Origin of the sequence: Sphingomonas brevis, assembly GCF_023516505.1 — a bacterium.
Taxonomy (GTDB): Bacteria; Pseudomonadota; Alphaproteobacteria; order Sphingomonadales; family Sphingomonadaceae; genus Sphingomicrobium; species Sphingomicrobium breve.
The window spans coordinates 688180-706459 of record NZ_JAMGBB010000001.1 but is presented as its reverse complement, the minus strand read 5'-3'; the positions used below and the strand labels follow the sequence as shown (position 1 = coordinate 706459).

24 protein-coding genes are annotated in these 18280 nt (G+C 62.8%); 8 read left to right on the top strand and 16 right to left on the bottom strand.

The window, feature by feature from the left end:
* Positions 1-21 precede the first annotated feature (21 nt).
* Positions 22-492, top strand: coding sequence for a host attachment family protein (locus LZ518_RS03690; RefSeq protein ID WP_249914682.1), 471 nt, complete (start codon positions 22-24; stop codon positions 490-492).
* Here LZ518_RS03690 and LZ518_RS03685 read toward each other — a convergent pair.
* On the bottom strand, positions 489-920 hold the full coding sequence (locus tag LZ518_RS03685) for a DUF488 domain-containing protein (RefSeq protein ID WP_249914681.1): 432 nt from the start codon (positions 918-920) through the stop codon (positions 489-491). The two genes, LZ518_RS03690 and LZ518_RS03685, sit on opposite strands and share 4 nt — an antisense overlap.
* Before the next feature lie 85 nt (positions 921-1005).
* Between LZ518_RS03685 and trmFO the strand changes: the two genes are divergently transcribed.
* A complete protein-coding gene (gene trmFO / locus LZ518_RS03680) occupies positions 1006-2379 on the top strand; it encodes a methylenetetrahydrofolate--tRNA-(uracil(54)-C(5))-methyltransferase (FADH(2)-oxidizing) TrmFO (RefSeq protein WP_249914680.1) in 1374 nt (457 codons plus the stop codon).
* Here the strand turns inward: trmFO and LZ518_RS03675 are convergent.
* From LZ518_RS03675 to eno, 7 genes are all read right to left on the bottom strand, one after another.
* The gene (locus LZ518_RS03675; protein WP_348538664.1) at positions 2317-2736 is read right to left on the bottom strand and encodes an endonuclease domain-containing protein; all 420 of its coding nucleotides are present in this window, start codon (positions 2734-2736) and stop codon (positions 2317-2319) included. The genes trmFO and LZ518_RS03675 overlap by 63 nt on opposite strands.
* A gap of 172 nt (positions 2737-2908) precedes the next feature.
* On the bottom strand, positions 2909-3232 hold the full coding sequence (locus LZ518_RS03670; RefSeq protein ID WP_249914678.1) for an EF-hand domain-containing protein: 324 nt from the start codon (positions 3230-3232) through the stop codon (positions 2909-2911).
* 67 nt (positions 3233-3299) lie between these two features.
* A complete protein-coding gene (locus tag LZ518_RS03665; protein ID WP_249914677.1) occupies positions 3300-3827 on the bottom strand; it encodes a hypothetical protein in 528 nt (175 codons plus the stop codon).
* Positions 3828-3924: 97 nt separating this feature from the next.
* On the bottom strand, positions 3925-5328 hold the full coding sequence (locus tag LZ518_RS03660; protein ID WP_249914676.1) for a pyruvate dehydrogenase complex E1 component subunit beta: 1404 nt from the start codon (positions 5326-5328) through the stop codon (positions 3925-3927).
* The gene (pdhA, locus tag LZ518_RS03655) at positions 5328-6383 is read right to left on the bottom strand and encodes a pyruvate dehydrogenase (acetyl-transferring) E1 component subunit alpha (RefSeq protein ID WP_249914675.1); all 1056 of its coding nucleotides are present in this window, start codon (positions 6381-6383) and stop codon (positions 5328-5330) included. The genes LZ518_RS03660 and pdhA overlap by 1 nt, the downstream gene beginning before the upstream one ends.
* A gap of 85 nt (positions 6384-6468) precedes the next feature.
* Positions 6469-6786 carry an FtsB family cell division protein gene (locus LZ518_RS03650; RefSeq protein WP_249914674.1) on the bottom strand — a complete coding sequence of 106 codons (318 nt, stop codon included), beginning with the start codon at positions 6784-6786 and terminating at the stop codon, positions 6469-6471.
* Between the two features lie 99 nt (positions 6787-6885).
* Positions 6886-8175, bottom strand: a complete 1290-nt coding sequence (gene eno / locus LZ518_RS03645) for a phosphopyruvate hydratase (protein ID WP_249914673.1) — start codon at positions 8173-8175, stop codon at positions 6886-6888.
* A 127-nt stretch (positions 8176-8302) separates the two neighbouring features.
* Between eno and LZ518_RS03640 the strand changes: the two genes are divergently transcribed.
* Genes LZ518_RS03640 through LZ518_RS03620 form a run of 5 tightly spaced genes read left to right on the top strand, consistent with a single transcriptional unit; the run spans position 8303 to position 10218 of the window.
* Positions 8303-8797 (top strand): hypothetical protein, encoded by a 495-nt coding sequence (locus tag LZ518_RS03640; RefSeq protein WP_249914672.1) that lies wholly within the window; start codon positions 8303-8305, stop codon positions 8795-8797.
* Between the two features lie 3 nt (positions 8798-8800).
* A complete protein-coding gene (locus LZ518_RS03635; protein WP_249914671.1) occupies positions 8801-9133 on the top strand; it encodes a phage holin family protein in 333 nt (110 codons plus the stop codon).
* Positions 9130-9552, top strand: coding sequence for a DUF3618 domain-containing protein (locus LZ518_RS03630; RefSeq protein WP_249914670.1), 423 nt, complete (start codon positions 9130-9132; stop codon positions 9550-9552). The genes LZ518_RS03635 and LZ518_RS03630 overlap by 4 nt, the downstream gene beginning before the upstream one ends.
* On the top strand, positions 9549-9944 hold the full coding sequence (locus LZ518_RS03625; RefSeq protein WP_249914669.1) for a hypothetical protein: 396 nt from the start codon (positions 9549-9551) through the stop codon (positions 9942-9944). The genes LZ518_RS03630 and LZ518_RS03625 overlap by 4 nt, the downstream gene beginning before the upstream one ends.
* Before the next feature lie 37 nt (positions 9945-9981).
* The gene (locus tag LZ518_RS03620; protein WP_249914668.1) at positions 9982-10218 is read left to right on the top strand and encodes a DUF4170 domain-containing protein; all 237 of its coding nucleotides are present in this window, start codon (positions 9982-9984) and stop codon (positions 10216-10218) included.
* A 4-nt stretch (positions 10219-10222) separates the two neighbouring features.
* Here LZ518_RS03620 and LZ518_RS03615 read toward each other — a convergent pair whose 3' ends face one another.
* The 7 genes from LZ518_RS03615 to carA all read right to left on the bottom strand — a co-directional run bounded on the left by LZ518_RS03615 (position 10223) and on the right by carA (position 17054).
* Positions 10223-10846, bottom strand: coding sequence for a rhomboid family intramembrane serine protease (locus tag LZ518_RS03615; protein ID WP_249914667.1), 624 nt, complete (start codon positions 10844-10846; stop codon positions 10223-10225).
* Positions 10846-11319 carry a transcription elongation factor GreA gene (greA, locus tag LZ518_RS03610; RefSeq protein ID WP_249914666.1) on the bottom strand — a complete coding sequence of 158 codons (474 nt, stop codon included), beginning with the start codon at positions 11317-11319 and terminating at the stop codon, positions 10846-10848. Before greA ends, LZ518_RS03615 begins: the two co-directional genes overlap by 1 nt.
* A gap of 84 nt (positions 11320-11403) precedes the next feature.
* Positions 11404-14760: a carbamoyl-phosphate synthase large subunit gene (carB, locus tag LZ518_RS03605; protein WP_249914665.1), complete on the bottom strand. Its 3357-nt coding sequence runs from the start codon at positions 14758-14760 to the stop codon at positions 11404-11406.
* Positions 14761-14801: 41 nt separating this feature from the next.
* Positions 14802-15146 (bottom strand): ribonuclease E inhibitor RraB, encoded by a 345-nt coding sequence (locus tag LZ518_RS03600; protein ID WP_249914664.1) that lies wholly within the window; start codon positions 15144-15146, stop codon positions 14802-14804.
* The gene (locus LZ518_RS03595; protein ID WP_249914663.1) at positions 15146-15424 is read right to left on the bottom strand and encodes a hypothetical protein; all 279 of its coding nucleotides are present in this window, start codon (positions 15422-15424) and stop codon (positions 15146-15148) included. The genes LZ518_RS03600 and LZ518_RS03595 overlap by 1 nt, the downstream gene beginning before the upstream one ends.
* Positions 15421-15876, bottom strand: coding sequence for a hypothetical protein (locus tag LZ518_RS03590; protein WP_249914662.1), 456 nt, complete (start codon positions 15874-15876; stop codon positions 15421-15423). Before LZ518_RS03590 ends, LZ518_RS03595 begins: the two co-directional genes overlap by 4 nt.
* The gene (gene carA, locus LZ518_RS03585; RefSeq protein WP_249914661.1) at positions 15876-17054 is read right to left on the bottom strand and encodes a glutamine-hydrolyzing carbamoyl-phosphate synthase small subunit; all 1179 of its coding nucleotides are present in this window, start codon (positions 17052-17054) and stop codon (positions 15876-15878) included. Before carA ends, LZ518_RS03590 begins: the two co-directional genes overlap by 1 nt.
* Positions 17055-17202: 148 nt before the next feature.
* Between carA and LZ518_RS03580 the strand changes: the two genes are divergently transcribed.
* A complete protein-coding gene (locus tag LZ518_RS03580; RefSeq protein WP_249914660.1) occupies positions 17203-17655 on the top strand; it encodes a GatB/YqeY domain-containing protein in 453 nt (150 codons plus the stop codon).
* A gap of 43 nt (positions 17656-17698) precedes the next feature.
* Here LZ518_RS03580 and LZ518_RS03575 read toward each other — a convergent pair whose 3' ends face one another.
* A complete protein-coding gene (locus tag LZ518_RS03575; RefSeq protein WP_249914659.1) occupies positions 17699-18073 on the bottom strand; it encodes a hypothetical protein in 375 nt (124 codons plus the stop codon).
* Positions 18074-18280 lie beyond the last annotated feature (207 nt).

Genomic DNA, 18280 nt, shown 5'->3' with positions numbered 1-18280 from the left:
TTCTAACCGGAGGAAACCCTGATGCCGCTCGCCAACAACGCCCTTGTCCTGGTCACCGATGGCCGCAAGACGCTCTTCTTCCGCAACGAAGGCGACGAAAACCAGATCGACCTCCGCACCGAGGATTTCGATGAGCGGGAGGATCTTAGGGACGGCGAAATGAAAACCGATGCGCCAGGCGCGATCGGCCAGGGTGGCGGTTACAGCGGGCGGGTGGCCTATGAGGAGACCGATTTCCACCAGCAGGAGGAAGACCGTTGGGCCGTGGCTGCGGCCGAGCAGGTCAACCGGCGAGCGCTGCGCAACGATTTCGACCAGCTGGTGATCATCGCACCGCCCAAGACCCTCGGTGTCCTGCGCAAGAAGTTGCACAAGGAAGCCGAGCGGAAACTGCTGTGCGAAATTCCCAAGGAGATGACCCGCCGCCCGATCCCCGACATTGAGGCGCTTCTGGTCGGCGAGACCAAAGCGGAAGCTCCCGCCGACTTTTAGGGGAAAAGGTGGGTCACTTCGGCGTTCGGCGCCTCAGCCGCCAACAGCAGAGTACGGTGGCAGCCGGCGGGATCGCGCTCAAAGCAAAGAAGCGCGCTTGGCGCTTCGGCCGCCAGCTCGCGCATTTGCTCGGACTGGACCATTGCTTCGGGCAGATCCAGCTGGCCGGCGTAAATTCGCTCCAGATCCTCCTGCCGTCCGGCCCTCGCCGCTGAACGGCCGTCCGCGGGTGTCCCCAGCGCTTTCAGGTGAACATAATCGATCCCGACCTCGGCCAGCGCGTTCTTGAGGGGGTTCTTCGAAAAACCGGGCCTGCGCGAATTGGGCACGGCCCTGATATCGATCACTCGCTTGACGCCCGCCTGCTCCAGCGAAGCGAGAAACTCGCCCATCGTTGTCGCTTCATAACCGATGGTGAAGATGTGCATTTCGAAACTCTAGCCGTTCGTGTCGAGCGAAGTCGAGACACGTCCCTCGACTTCGCTCGGGACGAACGGATATGGGGGCGCTCAAATGACTCAAGACGTTCACATCATTGGCGGCGGACTGGCCGGTTCCGAAGCTGCGTGGCAGCTGGCGGCAACGGGGCTGAAGGTCCGCCTCAGCGAAATGCGCGGAGGCGGCGACATGACGCCCGCGCATGAGAGCGACCGGCTGGCCGAAATGGTCTGCTCGAACAGCTTCCGCTCGGACGATGCCGAAAACAATGCCGTGGGCTTGTTGCACCAGGAGATGCGGGCGCTGGGCTCGCTGATCATGATGGCGGCCGACCAGCACCGGGTTCCCGCTGGATCTGCCCTGGCCGTCGATCGCGAAGCCTTCGCCGCGGAAGTAACTTCACGGATTGCCGACCATCCGGGGATCGAAGTCGTGCGGGAACGGGTCGATGCACTACCTGCCTCCGGATCGACGATCATCGCGACCGGCCCCCTGACGGCGCCCGGCCTGGCCGAGGCGATCGCCAAGATCACCGGCAGCGACGCCCTCGCCTTTTTCGATGCCATCGCTCCGATCGTTCACCGCGATAGCATCGACATGGACGTCTGCTGGATGGCGGCGCGGTGGGACAAGGGCGGCAAGGACTATATCAACTGCCCGATGACGAAGGATCAGTATGATGCCTTTGTCGCGGCGCTGAACGAGGGTGAAAAGACCGAGTTCAAGGAGTGGGAGAAGGACACGCCCTATTTCGAGGGCTGCATGCCGATCGAGGTAATGGCGGCGCGCGGGGTCGAAACGCTCCGCTTTGGACCGATGAAGGGCGTCGGCCTCGACGATCCGCGCACCGGTCGCTGGCCGCACGCCGTCGTGCAGCTTCGCCAGGACAATGCGCTCGGCACGCTATGGAACATGGTCGGCTTCCAGACCAAGCTGAAGCATGGCGAGCAGGTGCGCATCTTTCGCACCATTCCCGGGCTGGAGAATGCCGAGTTCGCCCGGCTGGGCGGTATCCACCGCAACAGCTTCATCAGATCGCCCGAATTGCTCGACGAACAGTTGCGCCTGAAGGCCATGCCGAACATCCGCTTCGCCGGTCAGATCACCGGCTGCGAAGGCTATGTCGAAAGCGCCGCGATCGGCCTGCTGGCGGCACGATTTGCCGCGGCGGAGTTGCAGGGCCGGACCCTCCCCACCCCGCCCCCGCAGACCGCGCTGGGTGCGCTGGTAGGTCACATTACCGGCGGCGCCGACGCGGAGACCTATCAGCCGATGAACGTCAACTTCGGGCTGATGCCGCCGATCGAGGGCCCCAAGGCAAAAAAGGCCGACCGCAAGCGGCTGTACACCGACCGGGCCCGCGCCGCGCTGAAGGAATGGTTGAAATCAGTTCCTCCCCAAGATCCGATCTTGGGGAGGGGAACCAAGCGCAGCTTGGTGGAGGGGTAAACGGCTCAAAGCGGTTCGGACAATCTCACGGACCACTGCTTCCAAATCGTTCATCACTTCAGGCACGGCAAAGCGAGCCACGTGTAACCCTTGGCTTCGCAACCAGCTGTCGCGACGACGATCTCGGTCGGCCTCCGAACCCATTTGATGGGCCATTCCGTCAATCTCGATGACCAAGCGCGCAGCCGGACAATAGAAGTCAACAATACAGCGCCCGAATGGATGTTGCCGCCTGAACTTGAGACTTCCCGGTCGCCTGCGTAATTCCCGCCAAAGCAGGACCTCAGGCAACGTCATTTCTCGTCTCAGCGCCCTGGCACGAAGGACAGTTTCGTTTCTCTCGCGTCGTGGCGGCACTTACCCCTCCACCATCTTCGATGGTTCCCCTCCCCAGGCAAGCGGGGGAGGACCGTTAGCTGCAGGCGCAAGCCGGCTTCTTCGGTCGCGATTTGGGCGCGGTCGACGCAAATTCGACGGGATTCAGGATCTGGTCCCTGTCGGCATCGGCCTCCGCGAATTTCTTGATGGATCAAGCGGCCCACTCCTCGAAACTCAATCTGCCATCATGGTCGACATCCAGTTTGCCGAATGACTTGCGCCGAGGCTCCATCAGCTCCGCCATGCTGAGCTTGCCATCCTCATTTGCATCGGCGCGAGCGAAGCGCCTTTGCTCCTTGCCCTTGGCGTCAGCCTCCGGAGCGTCAGGGATTGATAGACTCTCGCCTGACGCCGCCGCCAGGCGTGGTTCCGGCGCCGGAGCTATTCCGGGTGCCTCGGCATGGCCTTGCAGCGCGAAGACGGCGCCAGCGACAAGTAAAAAAACGGCAGCGATGCCGGCGATCCAACGGGTCATTGGCCCTCCAAATTAGGGCGATCCGGCAAGGCAATTTTTATGGCCGGGATTTAGAAATTCAATCCACTTAGGCGACGAATCCAAATCCAAAATGGCGAAGCAATGCCGCAGCGCGCGCGGGCGTGGCCTCGCTTTCGATTGTCATTCCTTGCTTTAGGTCACGCGCGCCAAGGCGGGCGAATGCGGTCAGGGGACGCAATCGTCGAGGAAATCGGTGGCCTTTCAAGTTGCTCAAATCAAATGAAGATTGCGCGAATGCAGCCATGCGCATCCGCCGGATTTGAACCAGGGCATAAACCCGGCCCGCTGCTTCCAGGAACGGATCGCTGGCACCCAGCAACTTCGCCCCGATTGCGAACAGGCGCACACCCCGTTCCTCGACCTTGTTCAAGTCGGGCACTTCATCCAGCAGGGTAGTCCAGCCATCCTCCAGCGCAGCCAGCTCCTTGCCTGTAATGCCCAACGGTAACAGCTCGGCGGCGGCGGCATGCAATCGCGGCTCGGGCGGCGGCGGGCTTCTATCGAGCCGCTCCAACGCCTCGCGCCACCAGGCGAGCCGGATCGCGCCCAGCGCCGGCTGCGTCGACGACGTCACGACTTCGGCGAGCGCATCGTCGATCGCAAATAGGGCATCGAAGGCGGGCCGGAGCTTTGCCGGCCAATAAAGCCGGACGAGATCGCGGTCCGTCAGCTCAACGATAGGAGACAGCCTTGGCAGCCGCTACCACGTCATCCGCCTTGATCAGCGCCAGCTTCTCGAGGTTGGCGGCATAGGGCAGCGGGACGTCGACATTGGTTACCCGCGTCACCGGCGCATCCAGATCGTCGAAGCCCTCTTCCATGCAGATCGCCATAATCTCGCTGGCGATGGAGCAGGTCGGCCAGCCTTCCTCGACCACCACCAGTCGATTGGTCTTGGCGAGCGATGTAAGCACGGTCTGCTTGTCGAGCGGGCGCAGGGTTCGAAGGTCGATCACCTCCGCGCTGATCCCGTCGTGCATCAACTGTTCGGCGGCCTGCAGCGCCACGCCAACGCCGATCGAATAGGTCACCAGCGTGACGTCCTTGCCTGGACGTACGACCTTGGCCTTGCCGATCGGCAGGACATAATCGTCGAGGTCGGGAACGTCGAAGGTCTGGCCATAGAGCAGCTCATTTTCGAGGAACACGACCGGATCCTCGCTGCGGATCGCCGCCTTGAGCAGCCCCTTGGCGTCCGCCGCGCTGTAGGGCGCGATCACGATGAGGCCGGGGACGCTGGCATACCAGGGCCCGTAATTCTGGCTGTGCTGGGCGCCAACCCGGGCGGCGGCACCGTTGGGACCACGAAACACGATCGGGCAACGCATCTGGCCGCCCGACATATAATTGGTCTTGGCCGCCGAATTGATGATGTGGTCGATCGCCTGCATGGCGAAATTGAAGGTCATGAACTCGACGATCGGCTTCAAACCGCCCATCGCCGCGCCGGAACCGAGGCCGGCGAAGCCATATTCGGTGATCGGCGTATCGACCACCCGGCGCGGGCCGAATTCCTCAAGCAACCCCTGGGTGACCTTGTAGGCGCCCTGGTACTGGGCGACTTCCTCGCCCATCACGAAGACGCGGTCGTCGGTCCGCATTTCTTCGGCCATGGCATCGCGAAGCGCCTCGCGGACGGTCATTTCCTTCAGCGGAGTGCCTTCCGGAACGTCGGGCTCGTCATGCGTGGCGGCGACGTCGGCAACCAGGTCGCGCGCGGCGGTTTCCATCTGGTGCGGCGTCGGCGTGACCGACTCCGGCTCGGGAATCGGCGCGGCCTGCGGCTCGGGAGCCGAAGTCCTGGGTTCGTCCGCCTTGGGAGCAGCAATTTCGCCATCGCCGCCCATCAATGCGATGACGGTGCCAACTTTCACGCCGTCGGTGCCTTCGGCGACCAAGATCTTGCTGATCGTTCCCTCGTCGACCGCCTCGAACTCCATGGTCGCCTTGTCGGTCTCGATCTCTGCCAGAATATCGCCGGAGGAGACGTTGTCGCCTTCCTTGACCAGCCATTTGGCGAGCGTTCCCTCTTCCATGGTCGGCGAGAGCGCGGGCATTTTCAGTTCGAGTGCCATCAGTAGCTCTCCACCAGCACGTCGGTGTACAATTCGGCGGGCCCAGGCTCCGGCGCCTCCTCAGCGAACTTCGCAGCTTCGACAACGATATCCTTGATTTCCTTGTCGATTGCCTTGAGCTCCTCTTCCTTGACGCCGAGCTTCTCCAACAGCTTCGCGGCATGGTCGATCGGGTCGCGATGCTCGCGATAGTCCTGCACTTCCTCGCGCGTCCGATACTTGGCCGGATCGGACATGGAGTGGCCGCGATAGCGATAGGTCAGCAGCTCGAGAATGATTGGCCCCTTCCCCGCCTGGGTCCAGGCCATGGCTTCCTCCGCCGCGCCACGTACCGCCAGCACGTCCATCCCATCGACCTGGATGCCTGGAATCCGGAAACTCTCGCCGCGCTTGTAGAAATCCGGTTCCGAAGCCGCCCGCTCGACGGCTGTCCCCATCGCATAGCGATTATTCTCGATCGCATAGATCACCGGCAGGTCCCACAGCTTCGCCATGTTGAAGCTTTCATAGACCTGGCCCTGGTTGGCCGCGCCGTCGCCGAAATAGGCGAGACAGGTTCCGCCATCGTTCGAATATTGATGCTTGAAGGCGAGGCCGGTGCCGAGCGCCACCTGCGCCCCGACGATGCCGTGGCCGCCATAAAAGCCATGCTCGACACTGAACATGTGCATCGAGCCGCCCTTGCCCTTGGAAATGCCCGCTTCGCGCCCGGTCAGCTCGGCCATGATGACCTTGGGGTCGATGCCATAGGCCAGCATATGGCCGTGGTCGCGATAGCCGGTGATGACGCTGTCGCGTCCGACCTTCATCGCCGACTGCAGGCCGACGGCAACCGCTTCCTGGCCGATGTAGAGATGGCAGAAGCCGCCGATCAGGCCGAGCCCGTAAAGCTGGCCGGCACGCTCCTCGAAGCGGCGGATGAGCAGCATCTGCTTGTAAAAGTCGAGCAGCTCCTCTTTCGAGGCCTTGTAAGGCTGCGGCTCTTTCGGGCGCTCCCTGTTGGGCTTGCCGGGCGCTGCGGTTGCGGCAGCGGTTTTGCGGGCGGTTTTCGCCACAGGCCTCTCCAGTCAATCGTCGATTGGCCGCGCTATAGGAGCGGCAGGCCCGAAAGGGCAATCCGTAGTCTCAGCTATTCGTGGATTAGTTGTCGAGCGGAACGACGACTTCGTCGGCCCGGACGAGGCCGAGGTCCTTGCGAACCATTTCATCGGCGAGGTCGGGATCGGCCCGCCGCGGATCGAGCAGCACCGACTTATGCTTGAGCTCGGCCCGCTCTGCCTGGAGCGCCGCCAGCTCGGACTTGCGGACCTCTAGCTGTTGGGCGTAGCCGCGCCAGGCGAACAGGCCGTTAGGCCCGGCAATGGCATGGCCGGCAAAGGTCCCGATGACGAGCAGCGCCAGCGCCGGCATGGCCGCGCGGCGGATCAGTCCGATGCTCCTGGGACGATTGACCGTCATAAAGTTAGAAGAATCAGAAAGACGCCATGAAGGCAAGCGCTTTCATGGCATTGATTCACAGAAATTTTTCCTGTGACTCGTTGGTGTTGCCTTGAGGACTCAGTTTGGCCGGTATGCCTTGATCGCGGCGGCGCCCGCATATCCGGCCGTGTCGCCCAGTTCCTCTTCGATCCTAAGGAGCTGGTTATACTTGGCGGTCCGGTCGGAACGGGCCAAGCTGCCGGTCTTGATCTGGCCGCAGTTCAGCGCAACCGCGAGGTCGGCAATGGTTGAATCCTCGGTCTCCCCGGAACGGTGCGACATCACCGCGGTGTAACCGGCAGATTGAGCGAGGCGGACCGCATTGGCGGTCTCGGTCAGCGTTCCGATCTGGTTGACCTTGACCAGGATCGAATTGGCGATTCCGTCGCGGATACCGTCCGCAAGCCGCGCTTCGTTGGTCACGAACAAATCGTCGCCGACCAGTTGGACCCGGCTGCCTAGCCGTTCGGTCAGCGCCTTCCAGCCCGCCATATCGTCCTCGGCCATGCCGTCTTCGATCGAGGCAATCGGGTAGGCGTCGGCAAGCTCGGCCAAATATGCGGCCATTTCATCCGGAGACAGGCTGCGCCCCTCGCCTTCCATGGCGTAGCTGCCGCCTTTGAAGAATTCGGTCGAGGCGCAGTCGAGCGCGATCAGCACGTCACTGCCGAGCTTGTACCCCGCGGCCCCGGTCGCCTCGCCGATGAAATCCAGTGCCGCCCGGGCCGACGCGATGTCGGGCGCAAACCCGCCCTCGTCGCCAACCGCCGTGCTGAGTCCCTTGGCGTGAAGCGCGGACTTCAGCGCGTGGAAAATCTCGGCACCGCAACGCAGCGCTTCGGAGAAATTGGGAGCGCCGACAGGCATCACCATGAATTCCTGGAAGTCGATCGGATTGTCGGCATGGGCGCCGCCGTTCAGAATGTTCATCATCGGTACGGGAAGCAGCGTCGCCCCGGTTCCGCCGACATAGCGATAAAGCGGCAGGCCGCGCGCTTCCGCGGCGGCTCGCGCGGTCGCCAGGCTGACCCCGAGGATCGCATTGGCGCCGAGGCGGCTCTTGTTCGCCGTGCCGTCCAGGTCGATCATCGCGGCATCGACTTCGGCCTGGTCTTCGGCTTCGTAACCGACGATGGCGTCGGCAATCGGGCCGTTGACCGCCCTGACGGCCTCGCCGACGCCCTTGCCGCCCCAGCGCGATTTGTCTCCATCGCGTTTCTCGACCGCTTCATGAGCGCCCGTGGACGCGCCCGAGGGCACGGCCGCGCGCCCCATCGATCCGTCTTCCAGCGTAACATCGACCTCGACCGTCGGATTGCCCCGGCTATCGAGGATCTGCCGGGCGTGGATGTCGACGATCGCGGTCATCAGGTCACCTTTTTCGATGGAAGTTCGTTGCGGCCCCTATACGGCGCGGGGCAAAGGGTGCAACTTATCGACTGTACCGGAACGATGAGCGGGCGTGCCGGGTTTTGAGGCAAAAGGAGGAGAAGCCATGCCTGACCCGAAAGATGAAACACTACCGGAAGGGACGGATTCGATCGTCGCCGGCGCATCGACCGAAAATGAGGAGGCATTGATCGTGCGGGAACCCACAGCTCGCGACAAGGCGCTCGAAAAGATCAAGAGCGGCACTGGCAAATTGTCGGGCCAGGCCGCTGACAAGGCCCGCGGATTGGTCGGCCAGGGACTGGAGCGAGGCGGCGAAGCGCTTGCCAACGTCTCCAAGCTGGTCGGCGATACCGCCGCAGGATTGGATGAGCGGCTTGGCGAGGAATATGGCGAATATGCGCGCAAGGCCGCCAGCGCTCTCGAAGATGCCGCCAGCAAGGTCAGCGCCAAGGATCCGGACGAGCTGATCGAGGATACTCGGGAATTCGTCCGCAAAAGTCCGGGCGTGGCTCTGGCAGGCGCGGCAATCATCGGCTTCGCCCTGGTACGGCTGGTCAAGTCCGGCCTCGATCAGGGTCGCAAGGACGACGAAGAGTAAGCGATGGCGAGCGGGGGCGACGACGATGAGAGGCCGATCGGTGAGCTGTTCGGACAGCTGATCGACGAGGGCAAGGCCTATGCCAAGGCTGAGCTCGGCCTGGCCAGGGCCAGTGCCGAGGCCAAGGCCGATGCGGCCAAGAAGCCGGCCCTGTACGGAGTGGCGTCATTTCTGTTCCTGATCGCCGGTGTCGTCGTCCTTTGCATGACGCTGGCGCTGGCGCTGGCGACGCTGGTTGGTCCACTGGCCGGCGGCCTCATCGCCTCGCTGATCACGTTCGGGATCGCCTATGGCCTGTTCCTGCTGGCCAGGCATGAAGCCGAGAGGCTCAAGTGAACGATACGCCAGAGATCGTGTCCGCCCGCATCCACGTCGCGAAGACCAGGGCCGCGCTGCTCGACACAATGCGCGAGTTGCAGCAGCGGCTGCAGCCCAAGACGCTGGCCAGCGAAGCGTGGGAAAAGGCCAAGGACAAGGGTGCCGACCTGGCCGAGGACGCTGTCGACGCGGTTGCCAAGCGGCCCGTCGCGGTCGGCGGGGTAATCGCCGCATTGGCCATGTTCATCGCCCGCGAGCCGCTCAAGAAGGCAACAGTCAAATTTTATGACGCCATGACGCCATTGTTTGAACCCAGGTCCAAGTCCGTGGCGTTGAAGGAGAAGCGCGCAGCCAAGCCAGCTCGGGAGCCTGCGAAGCGGCGGACGACGCGAGCGGCGTCCCGGCGGACAGCGCAAAAGAAGACGGAGAAAGCATGATGCCCCGGCAGCAGACCAGTTCCACCTCCCCCAGCGCCCGCGAACGCGCGATCGACGCTTATGACAACGCCCGCGAACGGACTCGCGATCAGGTCGAGGGTTCTCCCCTCCTGGCACTTGGCGGCGGGCTTGCTCTGGGTGCCCTCGTCGGGGCCTTGCTTCCAAGGACCAGGGCCGAGCAACGGCTGATGGGCAAGGCCGGCAGCCGGATCACGACCAGCGCACGGGATGCGTTCGATGCCGCCAAGGAAGCAGGCCGCGAGCGACTGAGCGAACTTAACATCACCAAGGATGCAGGTGCGAGCGCGGTCCAATCGCTGATCGATGGGATCGGCGAGGCTGCCCGGTCCAGCGGCCAGGCGGCGGTCGACGCCGTCCGCTCCAAGGGCTGATTGAACCGGCAGCGGCTTTGGTGCTAGCGGGCGGCGAATGAGCAAGCTCCATCTCGTCTTCGGCGGGCGGGTCAAGGATCCGCAAGGCCTGGAATTCACCGACCTCGAGAAAATCGACCTGGTCGGCCTGTTCGACAGCTATGCCGCGGCGGAAGAGGCGTGGCGCGGGGCTGCCCAGCGCAGCGTCGACGATGCCGAGATGAAATATGTGGTGGTGCACCTCCACCGGCTGCTTGAGCCAGGCATGGAGGGCATTTCGCGGCCGAAGAGCTAGGGCTTCAAGCTTTACGGTACCGCCACAGCAACAAGGGGCGTTGCATGAGCATGCCGGCGATAAAGCCGCCGATATGCGCCGGGGTGGCCAGGAGCACGCCCTCGCTTCCTGCCAGCATTGCCGTCATCCATTGAAGCACGACCCATGTGACGAGCAGCCAGGCCGCATGGATCCAGCGGTTGAGCTTCACGTTCCTGGTGACCTGCTTGGGCTGACCGAAGAACAGTGCGTAGAGGCCGAACAAGGCGCTGATCGCCCCGCTGGCGCCGACTAGCGGAATGGTGCTTCCCGGATCGACGGCAAACTGAGCCGCGGCCGAGACGAGCGCACCGGCCAAATAGGCTAAGACCAAGCCGCCGGCGCCGATCACCCGCTCGACCTGCGTTCCCACGAACACCAGCATCAGCATGTTGATCGCAAGGTGCAGCCAACCGCCGTGGAGCAGTGCCGAGGTCAAGGGCGTCAGTATCGCCGGAATTGCTCCTGGCAAATCCAGCTGTCCGGTCAGCCGCGCCGGGATGAACCCTCCAAACGTCGCCGAATAATCAACGCCGGCAAAAAGGATCGCGGCCGCGGACACCGCCACCGTGATGATGGCGATGATCGTAGTCGCGCTGCGCCATTGCACTAAATGAACTCGATCTTGGCAATCTCGTAGGAACGGTCGCCGGCGGGCGTCGACACGTCGACCTCGTCGCCCTTCTGACGGCCGATCAGCGCGCGGCCCAGCGGTGAATTATAGCTGATCCGCCCCACCCTGGCGTCGGCCTCGGTCTGGCCCACCAGCTGGTATCTCACTTTCTTGTCGTCCTCGTCGAGCAAGGTAACGGTGGCACCGAACACGACCTTGTCACCGGAAAGCGTGCTCGGATCGATCACGAGCGCCCGGCTCAGCCGGTCTTCAATATCGGCGATCATCGCCTCGATCTGGCCCTGCCGTTCCTTGGCGGCGTGATATTCGGCGTTCTCGCTGAGGTCGCCATGGGCGCGCGCCTCCTCGATCGCGTCGATCACTTCAGGCCTCTCCAGCTTCAGCCGCTTCACATCTTCGTTTAGCTGCTGATAGCCTTCGGCCAGCATCGGCACCTTGTCGCTCGCCATTTCAAAACACCTTTGTCTCTTGCCAAAATCCGCCCCGGCGCCGCTCCATCTGGCAGCGCATTGTCGGGCAGGATTTGCGGAAAATCAGTCGTTCGAGGCCGAATAATAGGATTGTAGCGATTTTACTTCAAGCGCGTGACCGCGCAACGCCCCTATCGCTCGTGCCGTTGCAACGCTGGCCGGCGCAGTGGTGAAGTATGGCACCTTGTTCTTCAGGGCCGCCTCGCGGATCGCCTGGCTGTCCTTCAACGATTGCCAACCCTCGGTGGTATTGAACACCAGCTGCACCTGGCCGTCGACGATCTTGTCGACGATGTGCGGCCGCCCTTGCGCGACCTTGTTGACCCGCTCGACCGGCAGGCCCTGCGCTTCGAGATGGGCGGCCGTCCCGCCGGTCGCGATCAGCCTGAACCCCAGGTCGATCATCTTCTGGGCAGCCGGGACGATATGGTCCTTGTCGGTATCCTTGACCGAGATGAACACGGTCCCTTTCTCCGGCAAAATGACTCCGCCCCCAAGCTGAGACTTGGCGAAGGCAATATCGAAATCACTATCGATTCCCATGACTTCACCGGTACTCTTCATTTCCGGTGATAACACGGGATCGGTGCCCGGGAACCGCACGAACGGGAACACGCTCTCCTTGATGGCGATATGCCCGATATCCCGATCGATCGGCTCGAAGCCAGACAGCGGCTCGCCGGCCATGACGCGCGCCGCGATCTTGGCGATCGGGCGGCCGATCGCCTTGGCGACGAACGGCACGGTTCGGCTGGCCCTCGGATTGACCTCAATCAGGTAGATTTCGCCGTTCTTCACTGCATATTGGACGTTCATCAGCCCTTTGACGTTGAGTGCCAGGGCCAGCGCCTCGGTCTGCCGCTCGATCTCGGCGACGACCTCATCCGACAGGCTGTAGGGCGGAATTGAGCAGGCGCTGTCGCCCGAGTGAACGCCGGCTTCCTCGATATGCTGGAGGATACCAGCAACCGCGACCTGCTTGCCGTCGCAGATCGCGTCGACATCGACTTCGATCGCGTCGCGGAGGTACCGGTCGATCAGCACCGGCGAGCGGCCCGATACCTGGACCGCGGTGGCGATATAGTGATCGAGCTGCTCCGGCCCGTCGACCACTTCCATCGCCCGCCCGCCAAGGACATAGCTGGGTCGAAGCAGTACTGGGTAGCCGATCCGTTCAGCGACCGCGATTGCCTCGTCGCGGCTGCGCGCGAGGCCGTTGGCCGGCTGCTTGAGCCCCAGCTTGTCGACCAGCTTGGCAAACCGCTCACGGTCCTCGGCAAGGTCGATGCTGTCTGGCGAAGTACCAAGGATCGGAATGCCGTCGGCCTGCAGCTCGGCGGCGAGCTTGAGCGGCGTTTGTCCGCCTAGCTGGACGATTACCCCTTCGAGGATACCTTTTTCCGCCTCGCGATGGAGGATCTCGAGCACATCCTCGGCCGTCAGCGGCTCGAAATAGAGGCGGTCCGACGTGTCAGGGTCGGTGGAAACCGTCTCAGGATTGCAATTGACCATGATGGTTTCGAAACCGGCATCCTTCAGGGCGAAGGATGCGTGGCAGCAGCAATAGTCGAACTCGATGCCTTGCCCGATGCGGTTCGGACCGCCGCCCAGAATCACCACCTTGCGCCGGTCGCTGATCTCGGCCTCGTCTTCGGGCTCGCCGAGCGTATTTGCCGTCGAAAAGAGCGGCGCCTCATAAGTCGAATAAAGATAGGGCGTCGCGGCATCGAATTCGGCGGCGCAGCTGTCGATCCGCTTGAACACCGGCCGAACGCCGAGCTTCAGCCTGGCCTTGCGTACTTCGGCCTCGGTCACGCCGCCCGTCAGCGCCTTCAGCGCGTCATGAACCACGCCGCCGCCGCCGGCCGCAACCTCGGACATCTGCCGCTCGACATGGGCCGACCGCAGGGCCAGCTGGGCGAGCCGCTTGTCGGAGAAGCCCATCGCCTTGAGCCGCCGCATCCCGGCCGCATCCTGCGGCAATCCCTCGTCGCGCACCTGTTCCTCGGCGCCGACGATTTCCGCCAGCCGCTCGATGAACCAGGGATCGAAACCCGACACTTCATGGATTCGTTGCACGGTAAAGCCGTGCCGCAGCGCTTCGGCCGCGACCAATAGCCGGTCGGGTGTCGGCCGGCGCAACCGGTTCTCGATCTCGGCTTCCGAAGCGGTTTCCAGGTCGCGTACCCGGTCGAGGCCGCTGAGGCCCGTTTCCATCCCGCGCAGCGCCTTTTGCAGGCTCTCGGCGAAGTTCCGGCCGATCGCCATTACCTCGCCGACCGACTTCATCGCGGTCGACAGGTGATCCGACGCGCCCTTGAACTTCTCGAAGGCGAAGCGCGGCACCTTGGTGACGACATAGTCGATCGTCGGCTCGAAGCTGGCCGGGGTGGCACCGCCGGTGATGTCGTTGGCGATCTCGTCGAGCGTGTAGCCGACCGCTAGCTTGGCCGCGACCTTGGCGATCGGAAAGCCGGTCGCCTTCGAAGCCAGCGCCGATGACCGCGACACGCGCGGGTTCATTTCGATCACGATCATCCGCCCGTTTTTCGGATTGATCGCGAACTGGACGTTGGAGCCTCCCGTTTCGACGCCGATTTCCCTCAGCACGGCAATCGAAGCCGAGCGCATCCGCTGATATTCCTTGTCGGTCAGGGTCAGCGCCGGGGCGACTGTAATGCTGTCGCCGGTATGAACGCCCATCGGATCGACATTCTCGATGCTGCAGATGATGATGGCATTGTCCGCGCGGTCGCGGACCACCTCCATCTCATATTCCTTCCAGCCGAGCAGCGACTCCTCGATCAGCACTTCATTGGTCGGGCTGGCGTCGAGGCCGCTTTTGACGATCTCGACGAACTCTTCGCGGTTGTACGCAACGCCGCCACCGGTGCCGCCGAGCGTGAAGCTGGGCCGGATGATCGATGGCAGGCCGGTGACCTCGAGCAGCTTCAGCGCATCGTCGAGGTTGTGGGCAATTCCTGACCGGGCGCTTTCCAGCCCGATCTTGTCCATCGCCACCTTGAACTTTTCGCGGTCCTCGGCCTTGTCGATCGCCTCCGCCTGCGCGCCAATCAGCTTCACGCCATATTTCTGCAGCACGCCCGTGCGGTTCAGGGTCAGGGCGGTGTTGAGCGCGGTCTGGCCGCCCATCGTCGGGAGAAGCGCGTCAGGCCGTTCCTTCTCGATGATCTTTGTGACGATGTCCGGCGTGATCGGCTCGATATAGGTCGCGTCCGCCAGCTCGGGATCGGTCATGATCGTTGCCGGGTTCGAATTGACCACGATCACCCGATAGCCTTCGGCCTTCAGCGCCTTGACCGCCTGGCTCCCCGAATAATCGAACTCCGCCGCCTGGCCGATGACGATCGGGCCGGCACCGATAATGAGGATCGAGCTGATGTCGGTACGCTTGGGCAAGTCAGTCTTTCTTTTCAAACAATTGGAACAAGGGTTTGCGGCTATTCGGCATCGGGATCGGCCTTGGGTTGCCGGACCATCGAGGCTTCCCAGCCGTCATATTCGGCGCCGAACTGATCGGCCAGGTCGCACATCTTCTTCATCTCGCTTTCCGACCAGCTGCGGTCGGTCACCGCGAAATTCTCGGCAATGACCCCTGGCGACGTATTGGTCGAGCTGACGACATAGCCATCGTTGCCGAGCGCTTCCTTCAGCCCGTCGATGTCTCCGTCGTAGAAATAATGGATCACGTGGCGCCCATCGGACAGATCCTCGCCGTTCGACGTAAGCGCCGAAAACACCCCTTCGTTCATCAGCACCTGCCGCTGCCAGTCATTATCGGCCATCAGTTTGCCTCCTCAGGAAAATCGATGCCGTCGATCACCACCAGCTTGAGATGGTTGCGCTGGGCGAATTGATAGGCGCAGTGGCGCTGGGCCGGGCTGGGCGCCTGCCGAAACAGGATCAGCAGCTTCCTGGCCTCATTGTCCTGGATCAGCTCGCCATAGGTAAGGCCGCAGGCAAGGCCGGCGTCATTAAGCTCTGCCACGCTGTGCATTCGCGGTGTTGCACAGGCGGAAAGCGCTAATGCCACGCCGCCGATCAAGAGTACGCCAACTTTCATTTGGCTTTGGCCGGGAAGAGCGATTTGACGTCGAGCTTCGGCACGGTCGGCGCATTGAGCTTGCAGGACTTCTCGGCAGCCTTGACCACCTTCTTGAGCAGGTGGGACACTTCGCCTCGCTGCGACGATTCCGGCGTCAGTCCCGTCTGGACTTCCTGGAATGCCACTGACTGGCAGCCGCGGAATCCGGCGATGATCCGGACATAGTCCTTGGCGCGCTCGACGCTGATGGCGAGATTGCCGCCATTGAATCCGGCCTCGCAGGCCTCGGCGGTGCAGGGTTCATTACCAAGTGTGACCTGCCGGGCGACATACCATTGCCCAAGAGGAAGGCCGAAAATATCCTCGGGCAAGGCTACGCCGGCCTGGCTGGCGGGTACCTCGACAATGTCCTGAGCCCAAGCGGGAAACGCAGACAGGGCTAGCATCGCCGACAAGCAGAATTTGTGCATCACGCCTCCTTCGCCAGCTGCTTCACGAACCGCTCGAACAGGTAGAAACTGTCCTGCGGGCCGGGGCTGGCCTCGGGATGATATTGCACGCTGAACGCGGGGCGGTCTGTCAGTTCAATCCCGCAATTGCTGTCGTCGAACAGGCTAACATGGGTCTCGCGGACATTGTCGGGCAGGCCCGCACGCTCGACCGCGAAGCCATGGTTCATGCTGGTGATCTCGACCTGCCCGTCGGACAGCCGCTTGACCGGATGGTTGGCGCCTCGGTGCCCCTGGAACATCTTGGCGGTCTTGCCGCCAACCGCCAGCGCAAGCATCTGGTGGCCAAGGCAAATGCCGAACAGCGGCTTCTTCGTTGCCAGCATCGACTGGATCACCGGCACCGCATATTCGCCGGTCGCTGCCGGATCGCCCGGACCGTTGGACAGGAAGAAGCCATCGGGCTTGTGGCTCATCACCTCGTCGAACGAGGCGGTCGCCGGAAGCACCGTCACGCGCGCACCGGCTTCGACCAGGTTGCGGAAAATGTTGCGCTTGGCGCCGTAATCGATCGCCACGACATGAGGCTTGGACATGTCGTTATCGCCGAGAGCGTAGCCTTCGCCCAGCTCCCACTTGCCGCCGCTCCACGCCTCGAGCTGGTCGCGACTGACTTCCTTTGCCAGGTCCATGCCTTCGAGGCCGGGCCATTCGGCCGCCATCTGTTGCAAGGCCTCAAGGTCGAAATGGCCGCTGGCGTTATGCGCGATCGCGATGGTCGGCGGCCCTTCGCGGCGGACGAGGCGGGTCAGTGCCCGCGTATCCACGCCACTAATGCCGATCCGGCCGGTAGCGGCCATCCAGGTCGGGAAATCCTGCTGGCTGCGGAAATTGGACGGCGACGTGACTGCCTCACGCACCAGGCAGCCGAGCGCGTGCGCTTCGCCTGCCTCGACGTCTTCTTCATTGGCGCCGACATTGCCGATGTGGGGAAAGGTGAAGGCAATGATCTGCCGAGCGAACGACGGATCGGTCATGATTTCCTGATAGCCGGTCATGGCGGTGTGGAAGCAAAGCTCGCCCACGACCTGCCCTTCGGAGCCGAAGCCCCTGCCCCAGATCGTCCGGCCGTCGGCGAAAACAATGACTCCCGTGGCCCCGTCAGGTTGTGGGGTGCGCGCGGGATGTGCATCGGCCATCGGCGGGAGGAGCCTTCCGTCTAAAAGTTTGCGGCGATTTCGCTAAGCCATGGCCGCTACGCAAGAATGTGCGGTACGTCAACGCTGTGAAACGCCGCGTTTCGCCGTTAGGACTGGTGTTTTCCGATGAAGCGAAACGGATGGGCGGATGATTCGCGACGAGATCAAGGCTGCGCTGATTGGCGCGATGAAGGGCGGCGACAAGGAAGGCACGGCGACGATCCGGCTGATCCAGTCATCAATCAAGAACCGCGACATCGAACTTCGCACCGCTTCGGCCCAGCCCGACGATGATTTGCTGATAACCGAAGTCCTGCAGAAGATGATCAAGCAGCGCCGCGAATCGGTCGAGCTTTACCGCAAGGGCAACCGCGAGGAGCTGGCGGCCAGGGAAGAGGCCGAGATCGAGGTGATCGAGCGCTTCCTTCCCGCGCAGATGGACGACGCGGAGGCAAGCGCCGCGATCCAGGCGATCATCGCCGAGCTAGGCGCATCATCGATGAAGGACATGGGCCGGGTGATGGGCGAGGTGAAGGCGCGTCATGCGAGCTCGATCGAGCCCGCCCGGGCCAGCGCCCTTGTCAGGGCTGCACTCGCCTAAAAAATTTGGGGACACCCGATTGGTGCCCCCAAACTCGCTTAAGCTATGCTGTGACTTTGCTGCCGCTGGCGCTTCCGCCACCGGCAAGACCCATTACGCCTTGCATGGTCAGCTCATAAAGCAGCACGGCCATCGCGGCAGCGGCCGCACCGGCTGCGCCGAGCTGGAGGTTGGCCATCACCGCGCCAAGTTGCGCGCCGATAGCCGGGATAACCGCCATTGCGGTCCCGATCAGCGGCAAGGCGACCACCGCAACGAGCGTCAAGACGAGCCTTTCGCGGGGCATGGTAATTCCCGAAATCAGGCCGAGCACGACCAATATCAGCGCCACATTCATTCCGGCCATGGGCACGAAACCGGCGATTACTGCGACGAGTATGTAGAGTGAGCGGGCGAGCCCGCCGATCTTGGTCAACATGTTGTTCCCCTCCCAAATTGCCCCGCCGCAGCGATCTGACGCCACTGTCTGCCGGAACAGAGGGAGAGTAACCCGATTTCGGCTTATCCACAGGATGGAATTAACGCCCTTGATTCAATCATCTGCGCGCAATGTTAAATTTTCACATAACGCTTGCGACGACAAAACGCCGACTCGGTTGAGCAGCGCTCATCGACCTACTATCGC